This window comes from Streptomyces sp. NPDC051105 (assembly GCF_040682795.1).
GTDB lineage: Bacteria > Actinomycetota > Actinomycetes > Streptomycetales > Streptomycetaceae > Streptomyces.
The window spans coordinates 165,545-183,716 of record NZ_JBFBBR010000005.1; the positions used below are offsets into that span (position 1 = coordinate 165,545).

Annotated in this window: 17 protein-coding genes; 4 read left to right on the forward strand and 13 right to left on the reverse strand. The window is 70.9% G+C overall.

Annotated features, from left to right (window positions below):
* Positions 1-14: 14 nt before the first annotated feature.
* From ruvA to pgsA, 9 genes are all read right to left on the reverse strand, one after another.
* A complete protein-coding gene (ruvA, locus tag AB0N16_RS14335; protein ID WP_362565300.1) occupies positions 15-620 on the reverse strand; it encodes a Holliday junction branch migration protein RuvA in 606 nt (201 codons plus the stop codon).
* A complete protein-coding gene (gene ruvC, locus AB0N16_RS14340) occupies positions 617-1,156 on the reverse strand; it encodes a crossover junction endodeoxyribonuclease RuvC (RefSeq protein WP_365796466.1) in 540 nt (179 codons plus the stop codon). Before ruvC ends, ruvA begins: the two co-directional genes overlap by 4 nt.
* A gap of 123 nt (positions 1,157-1,279) precedes the next feature.
* Positions 1,280-2,032 (reverse strand): YebC/PmpR family DNA-binding transcriptional regulator, encoded by a 753-nt coding sequence (locus tag AB0N16_RS14345; RefSeq protein ID WP_365796468.1) that lies wholly within the window; start codon positions 2,030-2,032, stop codon positions 1,280-1,282.
* Between the two features lie 52 nt (positions 2,033-2,084).
* Entirely contained in the window at positions 2,085-2,687 is a 603-nt protein-coding gene (gene pdxT, locus AB0N16_RS14350) for a pyridoxal 5'-phosphate synthase glutaminase subunit PdxT (protein ID WP_365796470.1), read from the reverse strand.
* Positions 2,687-3,592 carry a pyridoxal 5'-phosphate synthase lyase subunit PdxS gene (gene pdxS, locus AB0N16_RS14355; RefSeq protein WP_365796472.1) on the reverse strand — a complete coding sequence of 302 codons (906 nt, stop codon included), beginning with the start codon at positions 3,590-3,592 and terminating at the stop codon, positions 2,687-2,689. The genes pdxT and pdxS overlap by 1 nt, the downstream gene beginning before the upstream one ends.
* A gap of 127 nt (positions 3,593-3,719) precedes the next feature.
* On the reverse strand, positions 3,720-4,283 hold the full coding sequence (locus AB0N16_RS14360; RefSeq protein ID WP_365796474.1) for a hypothetical protein: 564 nt from the start codon (positions 4,281-4,283) through the stop codon (positions 3,720-3,722).
* Positions 4,284-4,765: 482 nt separating this feature from the next.
* Positions 4,766-5,926, reverse strand: coding sequence for a glycosyltransferase family 4 protein (locus AB0N16_RS14365; protein WP_365796476.1), 1,161 nt, complete (start codon positions 5,924-5,926; stop codon positions 4,766-4,768).
* Complete coding sequence (locus AB0N16_RS14370) at positions 5,923-6,831, reverse strand: phosphatidylinositol mannoside acyltransferase (RefSeq protein WP_365796478.1); 909 nt, start codon at positions 6,829-6,831, stop codon at positions 5,923-5,925. The genes AB0N16_RS14365 and AB0N16_RS14370 overlap by 4 nt, the downstream gene beginning before the upstream one ends.
* Positions 6,828-7,505: a phosphatidylinositol phosphate synthase gene (gene pgsA / locus AB0N16_RS14375; protein WP_365796480.1), complete on the reverse strand. Its 678-nt coding sequence runs from the start codon at positions 7,503-7,505 to the stop codon at positions 6,828-6,830. Before pgsA ends, AB0N16_RS14370 begins: the two co-directional genes overlap by 4 nt.
* Before the next feature lie 304 nt (positions 7,506-7,809).
* Here pgsA and AB0N16_RS14380 point away from each other — a divergent pair, with 304 nt between their 5' ends.
* Together AB0N16_RS14380 and AB0N16_RS14385 are read left to right on the forward strand one after the other, a co-directional pair.
* Positions 7,810-10,008, forward strand: coding sequence for an elongation factor G-like protein EF-G2 (locus tag AB0N16_RS14380; RefSeq protein ID WP_365796482.1), 2,199 nt, complete (start codon positions 7,810-7,812; stop codon positions 10,006-10,008).
* Positions 10,009-10,231: 223 nt separating this feature from the next.
* Positions 10,232-11,875, forward strand: a complete 1,644-nt coding sequence (locus tag AB0N16_RS14385; RefSeq protein WP_365796484.1) for a hypothetical protein — start codon at positions 10,232-10,234, stop codon at positions 11,873-11,875.
* Between the two features lie 159 nt (positions 11,876-12,034).
* Here AB0N16_RS14385 and AB0N16_RS14390 read toward each other — a convergent pair whose 3' ends face one another.
* Positions 12,035-12,598 carry an HIT domain-containing protein gene (locus AB0N16_RS14390; RefSeq protein WP_365796486.1) on the reverse strand — a complete coding sequence of 188 codons (564 nt, stop codon included), beginning with the start codon at positions 12,596-12,598 and terminating at the stop codon, positions 12,035-12,037.
* Positions 12,599-12,665: 67 nt separating this feature from the next.
* Between AB0N16_RS14390 and AB0N16_RS14395 the strand changes: the two genes are divergently transcribed.
* Positions 12,666-13,349: an ion channel gene (locus AB0N16_RS14395; protein WP_365796488.1), complete on the forward strand. Its 684-nt coding sequence runs from the start codon at positions 12,666-12,668 to the stop codon at positions 13,347-13,349.
* Positions 13,350-13,379: 30 nt separating this feature from the next.
* Here the strand turns inward: AB0N16_RS14395 and thrS are convergent, their stop codons facing one another.
* The 3 genes from thrS to AB0N16_RS14410 all read right to left on the reverse strand — a co-directional run bounded on the left by thrS (position 13,380) and on the right by AB0N16_RS14410 (position 17,256).
* A complete protein-coding gene (gene thrS, locus AB0N16_RS14400) occupies positions 13,380-15,356 on the reverse strand; it encodes a threonine--tRNA ligase (RefSeq protein WP_365796490.1) in 1,977 nt (658 codons plus the stop codon).
* A gap of 110 nt (positions 15,357-15,466) precedes the next feature.
* Positions 15,467-16,693, reverse strand: coding sequence for a hypothetical protein (locus tag AB0N16_RS14405; protein WP_365796492.1), 1,227 nt, complete (start codon positions 16,691-16,693; stop codon positions 15,467-15,469).
* A complete protein-coding gene (locus AB0N16_RS14410) occupies positions 16,690-17,256 on the reverse strand; it encodes a DUF4365 domain-containing protein (protein ID WP_365796494.1) in 567 nt (188 codons plus the stop codon). Before AB0N16_RS14410 ends, AB0N16_RS14405 begins: the two co-directional genes overlap by 4 nt.
* Before the next feature lie 169 nt (positions 17,257-17,425).
* On the opposite strand from AB0N16_RS14410, the gene AB0N16_RS14415 reads away from it, so the two are divergent.
* Positions 17,426-18,151 (forward strand): 3'-5' exonuclease, encoded by a 726-nt coding sequence (locus AB0N16_RS14415; RefSeq protein WP_365796496.1) that lies wholly within the window; start codon positions 17,426-17,428, stop codon positions 18,149-18,151.
* Positions 18,152-18,172 lie beyond the last annotated feature (21 nt).

The following is an 18,172-nucleotide window of genomic DNA, read 5'->3' on the forward strand; positions in this document are numbered from 1 at the left end:
CAGCGGTGGTGGGGTCAGCGGGCGCGGTTGAGGGTCTGCAGGGCCGCCTTGAGCAGCTGGCCGACCTGGGGGGTGCCCCCGGCGGCCTCGGCCTGCGGGGCGACGGCGGTGACGGCCTCCTCGGCCTCCCTGGTCGCGTAGCCGAGGCCGATCAGCGCGGCGTGCAGTTGGTCGCGCCAGCCCTGGCTGACCGGCGCACCGATCGCGGGGGCGCCGAGAGGCTCGCCGAGCCGGTCCTTCAGCTCCAGGAGCAGCTTCTGGGCACCCTTCTTGCCGATGCCCGGGACGGCGGTGAGGGCCTTCTCGTCGCCGGTGGCGACGGCCCGGCGCAGGGCGTCGGGGCTGTGCACCGCCAGCATGGCCTGGGCGAGCCGGGGGCCGACCCCGCTCGCCGTCTGCAGCAGTTCGAAGGTCTGGCGCTCGTCGTCGTCGGCGAAGCCGTACAGGGTGAGCGAGTCCTCCCGGACGACGAGGGAGGTGGCGAGCTTGGTCTGCTGGCCCATCCGCAGCCCGGACAGGGTGTTGGGCGTGCACTGGACCGCGAGGCCGATCCCACCCACCTCGACGACCGCGGAGTCCGGGGCGAGGGCGGCGACCGGGCCGCTCACGAAGGCGATCATGCCGTACGGCCTTTCGTTGCGTTGGCTGCGTGCAGGGCGACGGCCTGCTGGAGTCGGTTCTGGGCGGGGGCCCGCCAGATGTGGCAGATGGCGAGCGCGAGGGCGTCGGCGGCGTCGGCCGGTTTGGGTGGCGCGTCGAGCCGTAGCAGCCGGGTGACCATGGCGCCGACCTGGGCCTTGTCGGCGCGCCCTGAGCCGGTGACGGCGGCCTTGACCTCGCTGGGGGTGTGCAACGCGACCGGGATGCCCCGGCGGGCGGCGCAGAGCATGGCGACGGCGCTGGCCTGGGCGGTGCCCATCACGGTCCGGACGTTGTGCTGGCTGAACACCCGCTCCACGGCGACGCATTCGGGCCGGTGCTCGTCCAGCCACTGCTCGATGCCCTGCTCGATGGCGACGAGGCGTCGGCCGAGTTCGGCGTCCACGGGCGTGCGCACGACTCCGACGCCGACCATGGTCAGCGGCCGCCCGGCGACGCCGTCGACGACCCCGACACCGCATCGGGTCAACCCGGGATCCACCCCCAGTACGCGCACGCGCCCCTCCCATCGGTCACCTGTTTGTGCAGGCTATCCGGTGCCACCGACAACGGCTGTCACGGCGACGGGCCGACGGGTGTGTCCCGTCGGCCCGTTCGGTCCGTTCAGCCCGTGCGCGGGTTACGCGTCGACCTTCTCCATGACCTCGTCGCTGACGTCGAAGTTGGCGAAGACGTTCTGCACGTCGTCGCTGTCCTCAAGGGCGTCGATCAGCTTGAAGATCTTCCGGGCACCCTCCTCGTCCAGCTCGACCTGCATGGTCGGGACGAAGTTGGCCTCGGCGGAGTCGTAGTCGATGCCGGCGTCCTGGAGGGCGGTGCGGACCGCGACCATGTCGGTGGCCTCGCTGAGCACCTCGAAGGACTCGCCCAGGTCGTTGACCTCCTCGGCGCCCGCGTCGAGCACCGCGCCCAGCACGTCGTCCTCCGTCAGCTCGCCCTTGGGGACGATCACGACGCCCTTGCGGTTGAAGAGGTACGACACCGAGCCCGGGTCGGCCATGGAACCGCCGTTGCGGGTCATGGCGACGCGGACGTCGGAGGCCGCGCGGTTGCGGTTGTCGGTGAGGCACTCGATGAGCACCGCGACGCCGTTCGGGCCGTAGCCCTCGTACATGATCGTCTCGTAGTCGGCGCCGCCGGCCTCAAGACCACCGCCGCGCTTGACCGCGGAGTCGATGTTCTTGTTCGGGACCGACTGCTTCTTCGCCTTCTGGATGGCGTCGTAGAGCGTCGGGTTGCCCTCGATGTCGACGCCGCCCATACGCGCGGCGACCTCGATGTTCTTGATCAGCTTCGCGAAGAGCTTGCCGCGCTTGGCGTCGATCACGGCCTTCTTGTGCTTCGTCGTGGCCCATTTAGAGTGGCCGGACATCTGCCTGTCTCCTTCGCGTAACCCATCTCTGCAACGAACGCCAGAGATCCTACTAGGACTCCGTCGCCCGGTTCGCGTGCACCATGTCGACGAACAGGGAGTGCACGCGGTGATCTCCGGTCAGCTCCGGGTGGAACGAGGTGGCGAGGGCGTTGCCCTGGCGGACCGCGACGATGTGGCCTTCGTGCTCGGCGAGCACCTCGGCCGCGGCGCCGACCGACTCGACCCAGGGCGCGCGGATGAAAACGCCCTCTACAGGATCGCCCGTGACGCCCTTGACGTCGACCGCCGCTTCGAACGACTCGTTCTGCCGTCCGAAGGCGTTGCGGCGCACGATCATGTCGATGCCCCCGATCGTCTCCTGACCCGAGCGCGGGTCGAGGATCTTGTCGGCGAGCATGATCATGCCCGCGCAGGTGCCGTAGACGGGCATTCCGGCCCGCACGCGCGCGCGGAGGGGCTCCATCACGCCGAACAGGACGGCCAGCTTGGAGATGGTGGTGGACTCGCCGCCCGGGATGACCAGGCCGTCCACCTCGGCGAGCTCCTCGGGACGCCGGACCGGCCGGGCCAGGGCGTCGGCCGCGGCCAGGGCGACGAGGTGCTCCCGTACGTCGCCCTGGAGCGCGAGGACTCCGACCACCGGAGTGGTCATCACCAGCCCCGGTTCGCGTAGCGCTCGGTCTCGGGGAGGGTGTCGCAGTTGATGCCGACCATGGCCTCGCCGAGGTCGCGGGACGCGTCCGCGATGATCTTCGGGTCGTCGTAGAAGGTGGTCGCCTTGACGATGGCGGCGGCGCGCTTGGCCGGGTCGCCGGACTTGAAGATGCCGGAGCCGACGAAGACGCCCTCGGCGCCGAGCTGGCGCATCAGGGCCGCGTCGGCCGGGGTGGCGACGCCACCGGCGGAGAACAGGACCACGGGGAGCTTGCCGAGCTCGGCGACCTCCTTGACCAGCTCGTAGGGGGCGCGCAGCTCCTTGGCGGCGGCGTACAGCTCGTTGTTGTCGCAGCCGCGCAGCTTGGCGATCTCGCCCTTGATCTGGCGCAGGTGGCGGACGGCCTCGACGACGTTGCCGGTGCCGGCCTCGCCCTTGGAGCGGATCATGGCGGCGCCCTCGGCGATCCGGCGCAGCGCCTCGCCGAGGTTGGTGGCACCGCAGACGAAGGGGGTGGTGAAGGCCCACTTGTCGGAGTGGTTGACCTCGTCGGCCGGGGTGAGGACCTCGGACTCGTCGATGTAGTCGACGCCGAGCGACTGCAGGACCTGGGCCTCGACGAAGTGGCCGATACGGGACTTGGCCATGACCGGGATCGAGACGGCCTCGATGATGCCCTCGATCATGTCGGGGTCGGACATCCGCGCCACTCCGCCGTCCTTGCGGATGTCGGCCGGGACCCGCTCCAGGGCCATGACGGCGACGGCGCCCGCGTCCTCGGCGATCTTCGCCTGCTCCGGCGTGACGACGTCCATGATCACGCCGCCCTTGAGCTGTTCGGCCATGCCGCGCTTCACGCGGGCGGTGCCGGTCTCGGGGGCCTGGTTCTCAACGGTGGACACGGGTGACCTCACTGGGTGAAAGAGGGTTTCTGCAAACACCGAGGAAACGTGAGTGGACCAGTCCACAGCAAGGGCCAATGGCAAGCCAGTGGATCCTTTTGACCCGCCGGAGTCGGGCCGCCGCAGCTCAGGCGGCTGGTCCGGTGCCCCGGTCCACCAGTGCCGCGGGCGGCTCGTCGTCCATCTCGAAGGCCATCGGGAAGGGCGCGTGTCCGGCGAGCCGGAACCAGCGGACCTTGCGGTGCTCGCGCAGCCGGCGGGCCGCGCCGACGGCGTCGTTGTGGAAGCGGCGGGCCATCGGCACCCGGCGTACGGCCTCGGCCAGCTCGCTCGTCGCGGCCTCGCCGCCGGGGGCCGCGCGGACCTCCTCGACCTGCTGCGGGTGCTCGAAGACCGCGCGCAACGCCTGGCTCAGGTCGCTCTCGGCGACCTCGCGCTGCTCCTCCTCGGCCTGCCGGGCGGCGTGCGCGGCCTCGTAGAGCACGATCGAGGCGGCCGGATCCAGTACCCCGGAGGTCGCCAACTCCTGGGCGACGGAGGCGCGCCGCAGCAACTGGGCGTCGAGGGCGGCGCGGGCGGCGTCGATGCGCGCGTGCAGCCGGTCGAGCCGCCCCGCGGTCCAGCTCAGATAGAGGCCGATGACGACGAGGGCGGCGAGGATCCAGAGCGTCCAGATGAGGGTTGCGGTCACGGGCGCACACGCTAGCGGCCCACCGACGCACCCGGGGAACTCAGCCCCACGCCAACCGGAACCGCACCCGCGGAACGCGATCCCGCACCACTCCGAACCGCGCCCGCAGAACTCAGCCCACACCAACCGAAACCGGCCCCGGCGACACAGCCCCACGCCAGCACCAGCCCCGCCGGACTCAGCCCCACACCAGCACCAGCCCCGCCGAACTCAGCCCCACACCAGCACCAGCCCCGCCGAACTCAGCCCCACACCAGCACCAGCCCCGCAGAACTCAGCCCCACACCAGCACCAGCCCCGCCGCACTCAGCCCCACACCCGCACGAACCACACCCCCGGAACTCAATCCCGCGCATTCCGGGCCGCGTCCCCGGCACTCGGCACCGCGCCGGCACGAACCACGCCCGAGGACTCGGCACCGCGTCGGCATGAACCGCGCCCGGGGACTCTGCACCGCGCCGGCATGAACCGCGCCCGGGGGCTCAGTCCCGTGCCAGTCCGAATCGCGCTCGCAGGCCCGGGCGTTCGTCCGCCGCCACCGCGGCCGCGCCCGCCGTCACCGTCTCGTAGACGGACAGGATGTCCGCGCCCACGGTCGACCAGTCGAAGCGGCGTACGTGCACGCTGCCGCGTGTGCTCAGCGCGGTCCGGCGCTCCGGGTCCGCCAGGAGCCGTACCGCGGCCTCCGCCAGTTCGTCGGCATCCTCGTTGGCGAAGAGTTCGCCCGCCGCCCCCTGGTCCAGGACCTGGGCGAAGGCGTCGAGGTCGGAGGCGAGGACAGGAGCCCCGGCCGAGAGAGCCTCGACCAGGATTATGCCGAAGCTCTCGCCGCCCGTGTTGGGCGCGATGTACAGATCGAGGCTGCGCAGGAAGCGGGCCTTGTCCTCGTCGCTGATCATGCCGAGGAACTCGACGCGGGCGCGCAGCTCGGCGGGCAGGGACTCGACGGCGGCCGCCTCGTCCCCGCGGCCGGCCACCAGGAGCCTGGTCTCCGGGCGGGCGGCGAGGATCTTGGGGAGGGCCTTCATCAGCACCGGGAGGCCCTTGCGGGGCTCGTCGATCCGGCCGATGAAACCGATGGTGTCGCCCTGCCACTCGGGGCGCGGCTCAGCCGTGGCGAAGAAGTCGACGTCCACACCGTTGGGGATGACCACCGCGTCCCCACCGAGGTGCTCGACCAGCGTGCGGCGGGCGTACTCGCTGACCGCGATCCGGGCGCTGATCTTCTCCAGGGCGGCCTGGAGGATCGAGTACGCGGCGATCATCGCGCGGGAGCGCGGGTTGGAGGTGTGGAAGGTCGCGACCATCGGGCCCTGCGCCGCCCAGCAGGTCAGCAGGCCGAGCGACGGCGAGGTCGGCTCGTGGATGTGGACCACGTCGAAGGCGCCGTCGTGCAGCCAGCGGCGCACCCGCGCGGCGGACAGGAAACCGAAGTTCAGGCGGGCCACCGAGCCGTTGTACGGCACCGGGACCGCGCGGCCGGCCGAGACGACGTAGGGCGGGAGGGGGGTGTCGTCGTCGGCGGGGGCAAGGACCGAGACGTCGTGGCCGAGGCGGATGAAGTAAGCGGCGAGGTCGCGGATGTGGAACTGGACGCCACCCGGCACGTCCCAGGAGTACGGGCAGACGATGCCGATCCTCACGACGGTCCCTTCGCGGGGTCGAGGTCGGCGAGCCACAGCCGCTGGAGCATGTGCCAGTCCTCCGGATGGTCGGCGATCCCGGTGGCGAAGGCATCGGCCAGCGCCTGTGTCATGACAGACGTCTTCGAGTCCCGGTCACCTGACTCGGGCACGTCGATCGGGGCGTGCACCCGGCCCTTCATGACAGGGGTGTCGTCGTACCAGAGGGTCACCGGGAGCAGGTACGCGCCGGTCTGCTGGGCCAGCAGGGCCGGTCCGGCGGGCATCCGCGCGGTGTCGCCGAAGAAGTCGACCTCGACACCGGAGGCCGACAGGTCACGGTCGGCGACCAGGCAGATCAGGCCGCCGTCGCGGAGCCTGCGAGCGAGGGTGCCGAAGGCGGAGCCGCCGCTGTGCGGCAGCACCTCCATGCCGAGGCCCTCGCGGTAGGCGACGAAACGGTCGTAGAGCGTCTCCGGCTTGAGGCGCTCGGCGACCGTGGTGAACGGGGTCTTCAGCTCGGTGGTGACCCAGGCGCCGGCCAGGTCCCAGTTGGCCAGGTGCGGCAGGGCGATGATCACGCCCTTGCCGGAGGCGAGGCCGTCGGTGAGGTGGTGGACGTCCTTGGGCGCGAAACCGGCCCGGATCCGGTCCTCGCTCCAGGCCGGCAGCCGGAAGGACTCCATCCAGTAGCGCAGGTACGACCGCATGCCCGCGCGGGACAGCTCGCGCAGCCGCTCCGGGCTCGCGTCGGGCAGCACGCGCGCGTAGTTGGACTCCAGGCGCTCCACGCCCTTGCCGCGCTGCCGCCAGGCGAGGTCCGCGACGGTCCGGCCGAGGCGCACGGCGACCGGCTCGGGGAGTCTCTTGACGGTGCTCCAGCCGAGCCCGTACAGACCATCGGTGAGCCGGTCGGCGGCGGTCACTGCGCCGCCTCGCTCCCGTGGGAGGCCGTCTCCCGCTCGGCCGCGGCCTCCGCCTCGGCGGACTCCCGGCGGACCGTGACGACCCGCTGGACCAGTGTGACGAGACTGCCCACCGCGACCACCCACAGGGCGATCGGGAGCAGGATCTGGATGCCCGGCACACCGAACTTGTGGAAACCGGCGAGACCGGCCGCCACCAGCGAGATCACCAGGCGCTCGGCGCGCTCGACCAGACCGTTGACGGCCACCGGCAGCCCGATCGACTCGCCGCGCGCCTTGGTGTACGACACCACCTGGCCGCTGGCCAGGCAGAAGATGGAGACGGCGCACAGGACGTTGTTGTCGCCGTTGCCCGCGTACCAGAGGGCGAAGCCGCCGAAGATCGCGCCGTCGGCGACCCGGTCCAGGGTGGAGTCCAGAAACGCGCCCCAGCGGCTGGTGCGGCCCAGCTGGCGGGCCATGTTGCCGTCCACCAGGTCCGAGAACACGAACAGCGTGATCACGATCGTGCCCCAGAAGAACTCGCCCCGGGGGAAGAAGACCAGCGCGCCCGCGACCACTCCGGCCGTGCCGAGGAGCGTGACCGTGTCCGGGCTCACGCCCCGGCGGATGAGAAACGCGGCGAACGGTGTGAGGACACGCGTGAAAAATGCACGCGCGTACTTGTTCAGCATGGCCTTCCCGACGGTCGTTGCGCCGTGCGGCCCCTGCTGGCCACCCCGGCTGGCCCATCGTAGCCACGCGCGCGTGTGTGCGACGGCCGGGCACTCGCGGGAGGGACCGGTGGCGGCGCGCGGAGGGGCTCGGCGAGGGGCTCGCGGAGGGGCTCGGGGGCACGATCACGTCCTTCGTATGGACGCACCGTGACGGGAGTGGAAAGCTCGAATAACCGCGGGCGTCATCGGAGCCGCCGCCGCACGCGGCCCGGCATGCTCGCCCGCGCCCACACAGACCTCACCGTGCACGGGAGGCAAGGCCATGGGCGACAAGGTCAAGGAACACCCCGGAGCCGCCGGCAGGGCAACAGCGGCCGACCACCCCGCGTCCGTACGGAATGTGGTATTGGTCGGCCACTCCGGATCGGGCAAGACCACATTGGTGGAGGCTCTCGCGTTGACCGCGGGAGCGGTGAACCGGGCGGGCCGGGTGGAGGACGGCGGCACGGTCTCGGACTACGACGACATCGAGCACCGGCAGCAGCGCTCCGTACAGCTGTCACTGGTACCGGTCGACTGGAACGGAATCAAGATCAATATCCTGGACACCCCGGGATACGCCGACTTCGTCGGTGAGCTGAGGGCCGGTCTGCGCGCGGCGGACGCGGCCCTCTTCGTCGTCTCGGCCTCGGACGGGGTGGACGGCTCGACCCGGATGGTGTGGGAGGAGTGCGCGGCCGTCGGAATGCCCCGGGCGATCGTCATCACGCACCTGGAGGCCGCCCGCGCGGACTTCGAGGAGATGACCCGGGTGTGCGCCGAGGCGTTCGGCGCCGACGACCCCGACGCCGTACTCCCGCTCTACCTGCCGCTGCACGGCCCACAGGGGCCGGACGGGCACGCCCCCGTGACCGGTCTTGTCGGGCTGCTCACGCAGAAGCTGTTCGACTACTCGTCCGGGGAGCGCAAGGAGTCCGAGCCCGGGCCCGACCAGCTGCCGGACATCGACGAGGCCCGCAACCGGCTCATCGAGGGGATCATCTCGGAGAGCGAGGACGAGACGCTCATGGACCGCTATCTGGGCGGCGAGCAGATCGACCTCGAGACGCTGATCGAGGATCTGGAGCGGGCCGTGGCACGCGGGGCGTTCTTCCCCGTGCTGGCCGCCGCCCCGGCCACCGACGGCGCCCGCCAGGGGCTCGGCACGGTGGAACTGCTGGAACTGGTCACGGGCGGGTTCCCGACCCCGTTCGAGCACCCCACGCCCGGGGTCACCACCATCGACGGCGAGCCGCGCGACATCAAGCCGTGCGACACGGGCGGGCCGCTGGTCGCCGAGGTGGTGAAGACCGCCTCCGACCCGTACGTCGGCCGGGTCTCGCTGGTCCGGGTCTTCTCCGGCACCCTGCGCCCCGACGAGACGGTCCATGTCTCCGGGCACGGCCTCGCCGACCGCGGCCACGAGGACCATGACGTCGACGAGAAGATCGGTGCCCTGTCCACGCCGTTCGGCAAGCAGCAGCGCCCGGTCACCCATGTCATCGCCGGTGACCTCGCGTGTGTGGCGAAGCTCGGCCGCGCGGAGACCGGGGACACCCTCTCCGGCAAGGACGACCCGCTGCTCATGGAGCCGTGGGAAATGCCCGACCCGCTGCTGCCGCTGGCCATCCAGGCGCACAGCAAGGCGGACGAGGACAAGCTCTCGCAGGGCCTGTCCCGTCTGGTCGCCGAGGACCCGACCATGCGGCTCGAACAGAACCCGAACACGCACCAGGTCGTCCTGTGGTGCCTCGGCGAGGCGCACGCGGACGTCGCCCTGGAGCGGCTGCGCAGCCGGTACGGCGTCCAGGTCGACGTCGTACCGCACCGGGTGTCCCTGCGCGAGACGTTCGCCGGCCGGTCCGCGGGGCGCGGCCGGCACGTCAAGCAGTCCGGCGGGCACGGGCAGTTCGCCATCTGCGAGATCGAGGTGGAACCCCTGCCCGGCGGCTCCGGCATCGAGTTCGTCGACAAGGTGGTCGGCGGCGCCGTGCCCCGGCAGTTCATCCCCTCCGTCGAGAAGGGCATCAGGGCCCAGGCCGCCAAGGGCGTCGCGGCCGGCTACCCGCTCGTCGACGTGCGGGTCACCCTCCTCGACGGCAAGGCGCACTCGGTGGACTCCTCCGACGCCGCATTCCAGACGGCGGGCGCGCTGGCACTGCGGGAGGCCGCGGCGGATGCCCGGATCCATCTCCTCGAGCCGGTGGCCGAGGTGTCCGTGCTGGTCGGCGACGACTACGTGGGCGCGGTGATGAGCGACCTGTCCGGGCGGCGCGGCCGGGTCCTCGGCACCGAGCAGACCAGCGGCGGGCGCACGCTGATCAAGGCCGAGGTGCCGGAGTTCGAGATCGGCCGGTACGCGGTCGACCTGCGCTCCCTGTCGCACGGCACGGCGCGTTTCAGCCGCTCGTACGCCCGTCACGAGCCGATGCCCCCGCAGATCGCCGAGAAGATTCGCGAACAGGTGAAGGAAGCCTCGTAGTTGGCTTCATAGACGTCATAGTCGTCATAGGCGTCATAGTCGTCGTGGCCGTCGTGGGCGACAAGGTGTCACGGTCGACGACAAAGGTGTTCGGCGGACGGCTTCGGCCGTCCGCCGACGGTTGTCGGTGGCCGGGGATACTCTGAGTACCTGATCAACAGGTGTGCGGAGTACGGAAGTCGGGAAGGCCGCAGAAGCGGGACGGCGGCAAGTGGGGGCGGGAATGAGCTTCGAGGACTTCTTCGGGCCACAGGTGCCCAGGCCGGGCGGCGAGGCGCAGGCCCCGACCTACGCCCTGGCCTCGGCGGCCTACCGGGACACACCGATGGAGGAGATCAAGAAGGCCGACAACGAGTGGCACCAGTCCACGGTCAACGAGGGCCGCAAGTGGGCGAAGATCTTCCGGCCCAACTTCGGTGAGGCGTACTCCCAGGCGGTCATCGACCGCATGCTGGGCGTCGGCCGCAAACCGCTCATCCAGTCCTTCGGCAGCGAACCCCAGGTGGTCGTCGAGCACTGCCTCGCCGCCAACCGCATCCGCAAGGAACGCGACAAGCGCCTGACCGCCGTCATGTTCCTGTGCGGCGTGCTGTTCCTGCCTGGCCTGGTGGTCTGGCTGCTGGTCTTCCAGCTCCGCGCGTCCATGCTGAAGGCCGGCGACAAGCGGGTCTCCGGGCTCGGCAGCGCCCTGCTGGCCGCCGTCGGCGTGCTCGCGGTGATCTTCCTGATCCGGATGCCGCTCACCGGCTTCTGGGGCTGGTACGCGCGCGGCTGCATCGTGCTCCCCGTCGTCGGCTGGTACCTGGCCAAGCGGCTCTGCGAGCGCACCGCGAACGACCTGCGCGGCGCCTGGGGCGGTCTGCTCTCCGGCGGCAGCGTCGGCGCGAAGGTCCCCGAGGCGGTGCCGACCAGTCCCGACCAGGCCGCGGCCGAGCAGCTGCGCCAGTCGCTGGCCCGGCTCAGCGCCGAGCAGCAGTCCAACGCGGTCTTCTACGCCGGCTCCAAGGGCATACTCGGCATGGGCACCCGCTGGGGTTCCTGGGTGCTCGCGGAGGAACTGGTCCCCCTCGACCCGGTCAAGGGCGTCCACGAGTTCCGGGCCTGGACGGTCGTCCGGGAGATCGAGAAGGAGCTGAGCGTGCTGCACCGGCAGCACCTGAAGACCGGCGGCTTCCCGGAGCCCCAGGTCAAGCACTGGATCGTCACCCATGTCGGAGCGGACGCCAAGGCGGTGTCCAGGCCCGAGGGGACCGACTACAAGGTGGGGCCCGCCGACGTGGAGCGGATCTGCAACAGCAACCACTTCGACAAGGGCGAACGCCACTACCTGGGCGTGCAGTGGCCGTATCTGTGGAACGGCGAGCTGATCATCACGATGATGGCGACCGTGACCGTACTGAAGGAGACCCTCCGTATCGAGGTCACCGGACACGCCCTGGGCCCGGTCAACGGCCTGTTCACCGGCAAGCCGGAGGCTCCGACCAAGACGGTCGCCAAGACCGTGCGGTTCTGGGAGACCCGGACCGTCAAGCTGCCGCTGGTCACCGCCGACGAGGTGGTCCGCCTCACCGCCCGTGCCACCATCAGCTGGTACCCGCCGCTGCTGAAGTGGCTCGGCGGTTCCATAGGCCTGCCCGAGCCGTTCGGTCTGCGGCACGCCTGGGCGGACCAGCCCTGGGACCATCGCTTCATGGCCGACGACGCGCTGCGCGCGGCCACGCCGATACTCCGTGCCGTGCACCGGGCCGCGCTCAGTGTCCTCAAGGAGCACGACGTCGACATCGACAAGTTCACCTCGCGGGCGGGAGCGCTCAGCGGATCGGTCCAGGAGGCGTCACCGAAGAAGGCGGACAAGTACGACGCGTAGGCCTCCGGCGGTCCGGCCGAAGGGGCGAGGGCCGGGGGGTGGCGTCCCGGCCCCACCTCTCCGGCCGGTACGGCCTCGGCACCGACCCACGGGGAGTCCGGCTGGACGGGGAGCGCGGGGAGCGGACCGGCCCTCGCCCTCGGTTGCCCGACCGGCTGCTCAGTCCCCCGCCGACCAGGCCTCGGCCAGCATCTTGCGGGTGTCGGCCAGCAGTTGCGGCAGCACCCGCGTGTGGCCCACCACCGGCATGAAGTTCGTGTCGCCGCCCCAGCGCGGGACGATGTGCTGGTGCAGGTGGGCCGCGATGCCCGCGCCGGCCACCGCGCCCTGGTTCATGCCGATGTTGAAGCCCTGGGCACCGGACGCCGTGCGCAGCGCGGTCATCGCCTGCTTGGTCAGCTCGGCCAGTTCGGCCGTCTCCGGGCCCGTCAGGTCCGTGTAGTCGGCGACATGGCGGTACGGGACCGTCATCAGATGGCCGCCGTTGTACGGGTAGAGGTTGAGCACCGCGTAGACGTGCTCGCCGCGCCGGACGACCAGACCGTCCTCGTCGGATTTGGCCGGGATCGAGCAGAAGGGACAGCCGTCGTCGGCCCCCGGGCCGCTCGGCTTGTTCTCGCCCTGGATGTAGGCCATCCGGTGGGGCGTCCACAGGCGCTGGAACGCGTCCTGCGTCCCCACTCCGATCTGCTGCTCCGGCTCACTCGTCATGCTAGGCAGCATATTGCTTCGCCCGTTCGCGGCGTGTCGCCGGGGCCAGGGGAAGCCGGCCGGCGGCGAAGCTGGGCGGATGGACGACGACCGCCGCCTGGACCGCTGGAAGCGGGGGACGGACCTTCCGCTCGGCATCGCGTCCCTGGTCTTCCTGGGCGCGTACGCGGTGCGTGTGCTGGCGCCCGGACTGCCCAGGACCGTACACGACCTGTTCCTGTCGCTGACCTACGGGACGTGGGCGCTGTTCGCCGTCGACTACGCGGTGCGCTGGCGGATCAGCGGTGAGGGCCCGCGCTTCGTACGTCGGCAGTGGCTGGACACGCTCGTCCTGCTGCTGCCCCTGATGCGGCCGGTGCGGATCGTGCGCACCTACGAGGCGATGCAGCGCAGGCACGGGCATCCCCGGCTCGCGCTGCAGGCCCGCGTGATGTCCTACGCGACCCTGTCGATCGCCCTGCTGGGCTTCGCCGGTGCACTCGCCGTCTACCAGGCGGAGCGTGGTGCGCCCAACGCGACGATCCGCACCTTCGGCGACTCCGTGTGGTGGACCTGCTCGACCCTCTCGACCGTGGGCTACGGGGACGTCACCCCGGTGACCACGCTCGGCCGGACCATCGCGGCGGGGCTGATGGCCTGCGGGGTCGCCCTGCTCGGCGCGGTCACCGGCTCGTTCTCCTCGATGCTGCTGCAGCGCTTCGCCCTGGAGGGCGAGGAGGACGCGCTGGCGGGCGGGACGGAGAAGAGGCCCCCGGAGAACTGATCTCCGAGGGCCCCTCGACGCCGGGTGGGATCAGACCTGGGTCCGCTCCTCGACCACCTGTGCGATCTTGGCGATGGCCTCGTCGAACGGGATGCCGTTCTCCTGCGAGCCGTCGCGGTACCGGAAGGAGACCGAGCCGCCCGTCATGTCCTCGTCGCCCGCGATGACCATGAAGGGCACCTTCTGCTTCTGGGCGTTGCGGATCTTCTTCTGCATCCGGTCCGACGACGCGTCGACCTCGACCCGAAGGCCCTTCTTCTTGGCCTCGGCCGCGAACTTCTGCAGGTACTCGACGTGTCCGTCGCCGATCGGGATGCCGACCGCCTGGACCGGCGCCAGCCATGCCGGGAAGGCGCCCGCGTAGTGCTCCAGGAGTACCGCGAAGAACCGCTCGATGGAGCCGAACAGGGCGCGGTGGATCATCACCGGGCGCTGCTTGGAGCCGTCGGCGGCGGTGTACTCCAGGTCGAACCGCTCGGGCAGGTTGAAGTCGAGCTGCACGGTCGACATCTGCCAGGTGCGGCCGATGGCGTCCTTGGTCTGCACGGAGATCTTCGGGCCGTAGAAGGCGGCGCCGCCCGGGTCGGGGACGAGCGGGAGGCCCTGCTTCTCGGCGACCGCGCGGAGCGTCTCCGTGGCCTCCTCCCAGACCTCGTCGGAGCCGACGAACTTCTCCGGGTCCTTGGTGGACAGCTCCAGGTAGAAGTCGGTGAGGCCGTAGTCGCGCAGCAGGTTCAGGACGAAGGTGAGCGTCTTGTCGAGCTCCTCCGCCATCTGCTCCTTGGTGCAGTAGATGTGCGCGTCGTCCTGGGTGAAGCCGCGGGCCCGGGTCAGGCCGTGCACGACGCCCGACTTCTCGTAGCGGTACACGGTCCCGAACTCGAAGAGCCGCAGCGGCAGTTCACGGTAGGAGCGGCCGCGCGCGTCGAAGATCAGGTTGTGCATCGGGCAGTTCATGGGCTTGAGGTAGTAGTCCACGCCCTCGTCGAGCTGCATGGGCGGGTACATGCCGTCGGCGTACCAGTCCAGGTGCCCGGACGTCTCGAAGAGCTTCCCCTTCGTGGCGTGCGGGGTGTAGACGAACTCGTAGCCCTCCTCCTCGTGCCGGCGGCGCGAGTAGTCCTCCATCACCCGGCGGACGACGCCGCCCTTGGGGTGGAAGACGGCGAGCCCGGAGCCGATCTGCTCGGGGATGGAGAACAGGTCCAGTTCGCTGCCCAGCTTGCGGTGGTCGCGCTTCTCGGCCTCGGCGAGGAAGTCGAGGTACTCCTTGAGCTCGTCCTTGGACGGCCAGGCGGTGCCGTAGATGCGCTGGAGCATCGGGTTCTTCTCGCTGCCGCGCCAGTAGGCGGCCGCGTTGCGCATCAGCTTGAACGCCGGGATGAGGCGGGTGGACGGCAGGTGGGGGCCGCGGCAGAGGTCCTTCCAGCACAGCTCGCCGGTCTTGGCGTCCAGGTTGTCGTAGATCGTCAGCTCACCGGCGCCGACCTCGACGTCCGCGCCGTCATCGCTGGACGCCGAGCCCTTGAGGCCGATCAGCTCCAGCTTGTACGGCTCGTTCGCCAGTTCCTCGCGGGCGGCCTCGTCGGTCACCACACGGCGGGAGAACTTCTGCCCGCGCTTCTGGATCTCCTGCATCTTCTTCTCGATGGCCTTGAGGTCATCGGGGTGGAAGGGCTTCTCGACGTCGAAGTCGTAGTAGAAGCCGTCCTTGACCGGCGGGCCGATGCCCAGCTTGGCCTCGGGGAAGAGCTCCTGGACGGCCTGCGCCATGACGTGCGCGGTGGAGTGCCGCAGAATGCCCAGACCGTCCTCCGAGGAGATCTCGACACCCTCGACGGTCTCGCCGTCCTTCACCTCGTACGCGAGGTCCTTGAGCTCACCGCCCACACGCGCGGCGATGATCGAGCGCTCGCCGGCGAAGAGCTCGGCGGCCGTAGTCCCCGTCGTCACCACGCGCTCTTCCCGCTCGGAATCGCGTTGGATGATCACACGGACGTCTGACACCGGTCTCTCCTGCCTGAAGGTGAATGCGGCGCCATACCCGGAGCGCGCGCAATACCGGATCGTACCGACCCGGCCCCACCGACCGCTAAACGGTCACCGACAGTCCGCGGTCAGTCGCAGTCTTCCCCGCTGCACGCCTCCTCGAAGAAGTCGAGGTTCTCCTGGAGCGACTTCACCAGACGGTCCCGCTCGGCCTCGTCCACCTGCACCGGTACGACCCCGGAGGCGCCGGACAGCCGCCGGAACCCGCCCCGGCTCTCCAGCCGCCCGTGCACCCGCACCGGGAGCCCGACGAGGTGGGCCTGCCCGGCGATCCGGTAGTCCTCCTCGTCGAGGGTGACCCGGACGTACGGCACCTCGGCGCCGGCGATGACCCGCAGCCGTACCGCGCCCTCGCCGCGCGGCTCCGAGCGGCGCATCCGGACCACGGTGCCGGTGATCCGGACCGGTACGGAGGGTTCGTCGCGCAGGAAGCGGGCGCCGGCCTCGCGCAGCACGGGCAGGTCGCCGGGTGAGAACTCGACGGGCTCCGCGGTGGCCGCGCAGTCGTCGGGGACCCCGGCGCCCGGTGCCCACCCGACGGAGATCCGGGCACCCTCGGTGCCGCGCACGAGCGTGACCAGGGCGTCGGTGAGTTCGCGGCTCACACCTGCCTCGACTGCTCCGTCGAAGGCGTCCATACCGCCGGTGGCCCGCTGGTAGTCGATGGCCTCGCGGGCGGCGTACAGGGCCTGGTGGAGGCGGACGGCGAGGGGCCGCCCGGTGCCGACGGGCACGAAGGCGGTCAGGCTGCGGCCGCCCTCCGCCGAGCCGACGAGGACGGACTCCAGCAGGGCGGCGGCCGCACGCTTGTGCCGGGCGCCGTAGTAACCGGCACGCGCGCGCGTGGCGAGCGCGCCGGCCAGCAGGGTCCCCCGGGCCGCGGTGCGCAGCTGTTCCTCGACCGTCCAGGGCGTGACGTCCGCGGGCCCGCTCGGCACATCCCGCCACCAGCGGATCTCGTCGCTGGGCACCGCCAGCCCGACCAGCACCTCACGCGCGGCGGGAGTGCCGCTGCGCACGAGAGCCGTGAGCGCTTCCCCGAGCAGGTCGTCACTGTCCGGGAAGGCGCGGCTCTCGGGTACGAGCAGGCTGGTGCCGGTGTTGCCCGGCCCGGGCGGGGTCCAGCGGCCGTAACGTCCCGGGGCTCCGCCGCGCCGCTGCCAGCCGTGCCGGCGCAGCAGGGCGCCGAGCACCGCGGGGTCGACCTCGGTGGGCTCGGGAGGACGGTTCCAGTGGGGGTCCACCGGATGCGGCCGGACTTCCCTCAGCTGCTCCTCGTACGGACGGTGCCTCATGGTCGTCCTCCCGTCCCGACCCGCGTCATGATCTCGCAGAGCGCCCGGTCGTCGAAGACGCGCGAGGTCGGAATCCGCACGGTGGTGCGGTTCCGGCCGGTGATCGGGTGCCCTGCCAGGTTGACCCAGTAGCAGCAGTGGCGCAGATCGAGCCGGTCGTGGCTGGCGCGCAGCCAGTCGTCCTGGGAGCGCGGAACCAGCATCACCACGAGGATCTTGTGCACCGACACCGGTGTGCGGGCGAGCTTGCGCAGGTGGTCGTTGTCCAGCGTGAAGGAGAAGAAACGTCCCGGCGGGTTGGGTGCGATCTGGTACGTGCACTTGAGCTGCACCTTGATGGTCACCTCGTCGTCGACGGTGTGCCCGGGCGAGCCGTGGCTGACGTGCCAGTCGATGCCGTTGTCCGGGAACGGCTGCGAGAGCGAGCAGCCGGCCGCCGCTGCGACGGCGTGCAGATAACCCACCTGCAGAGTCTCCATGCAGGCGGTGGTGGCGAGTGTGCCGCGATGGGGGCCCGTGCGTTCGGGCAGCAGCCCGCCCCGCTCGGGCTGCGCTATCGCCATGACCAATAGCCTTCCCAGCCAAAGAGTTTCCCCGTGGCGGGCCGCTGAACTGCAAAGACCCGCACTCCTGTTGTGTCCTTCCGGCGTACGCCGCAAACGGCCCGGGTATCACCAAACGGGCAGAAGACGGAACGTCAGCTGCCGTGGGTGAACGAGGAGTTGTATTGGCATGACGTGCTGGTACGAGGGGCCCTTGGCGGCCTTCGACACGGAGACCACGGGCGTGGACGTGGAGACCGACCGCATCGTGTCCGCCGCGGTCGTCGTCCAGGACGCCCCGGGCACCCGACCCCGGGTGACCCGCTGGCTGGTGAACCCGGGCATACCGGTGCCGGAAGCGGCGACGGCGGTGCACGGGCTGACGGACGAACACCTGCAGCACAACGGCCGTTGGCCGGCGCCGGTGATGTACGAGATAGCCGAGGAACTGGCCGAGCACGCGGCGATGCACCGCCCGCTGGTGGTGATGAACGCGCCGTTCGATCTGACGCTCCTGGACCGCGAGTTGCGGCGGCACCGGGCGTCCGCACTGGACCGCTGGTTCGAGGCGAGCCCCCTGCTCGTCCTCGATCCGCGGGTCCTGGACAAGCATCTGGACCGCTACCGCAAGGGCCGCCGCACCCTGACCGACCTCTGCGCGCACTACGAGGTCAGCCTGGAGGGCGCGCACGACGCGGCCGCCGACGCACTGGCCTCACTGGATCTGGTACGGGCGCTGGGCCGCCGTTTCGCGGCCCGGCTGGAGCGCCTGAGCCCCGCCGAGCTGCACACGTTGCAGACGACGTGGCACGCGGCGCAGGCGCGCGGGCTTCAGGCCTGGTTCGCGCGCAGCGGCACACCGGAGACGGTGAACACCTACTGGCCACTACGGCCGGAACTGCCGACGGCAGCCTGAGGGGCGGGGCGCCGGCCATCC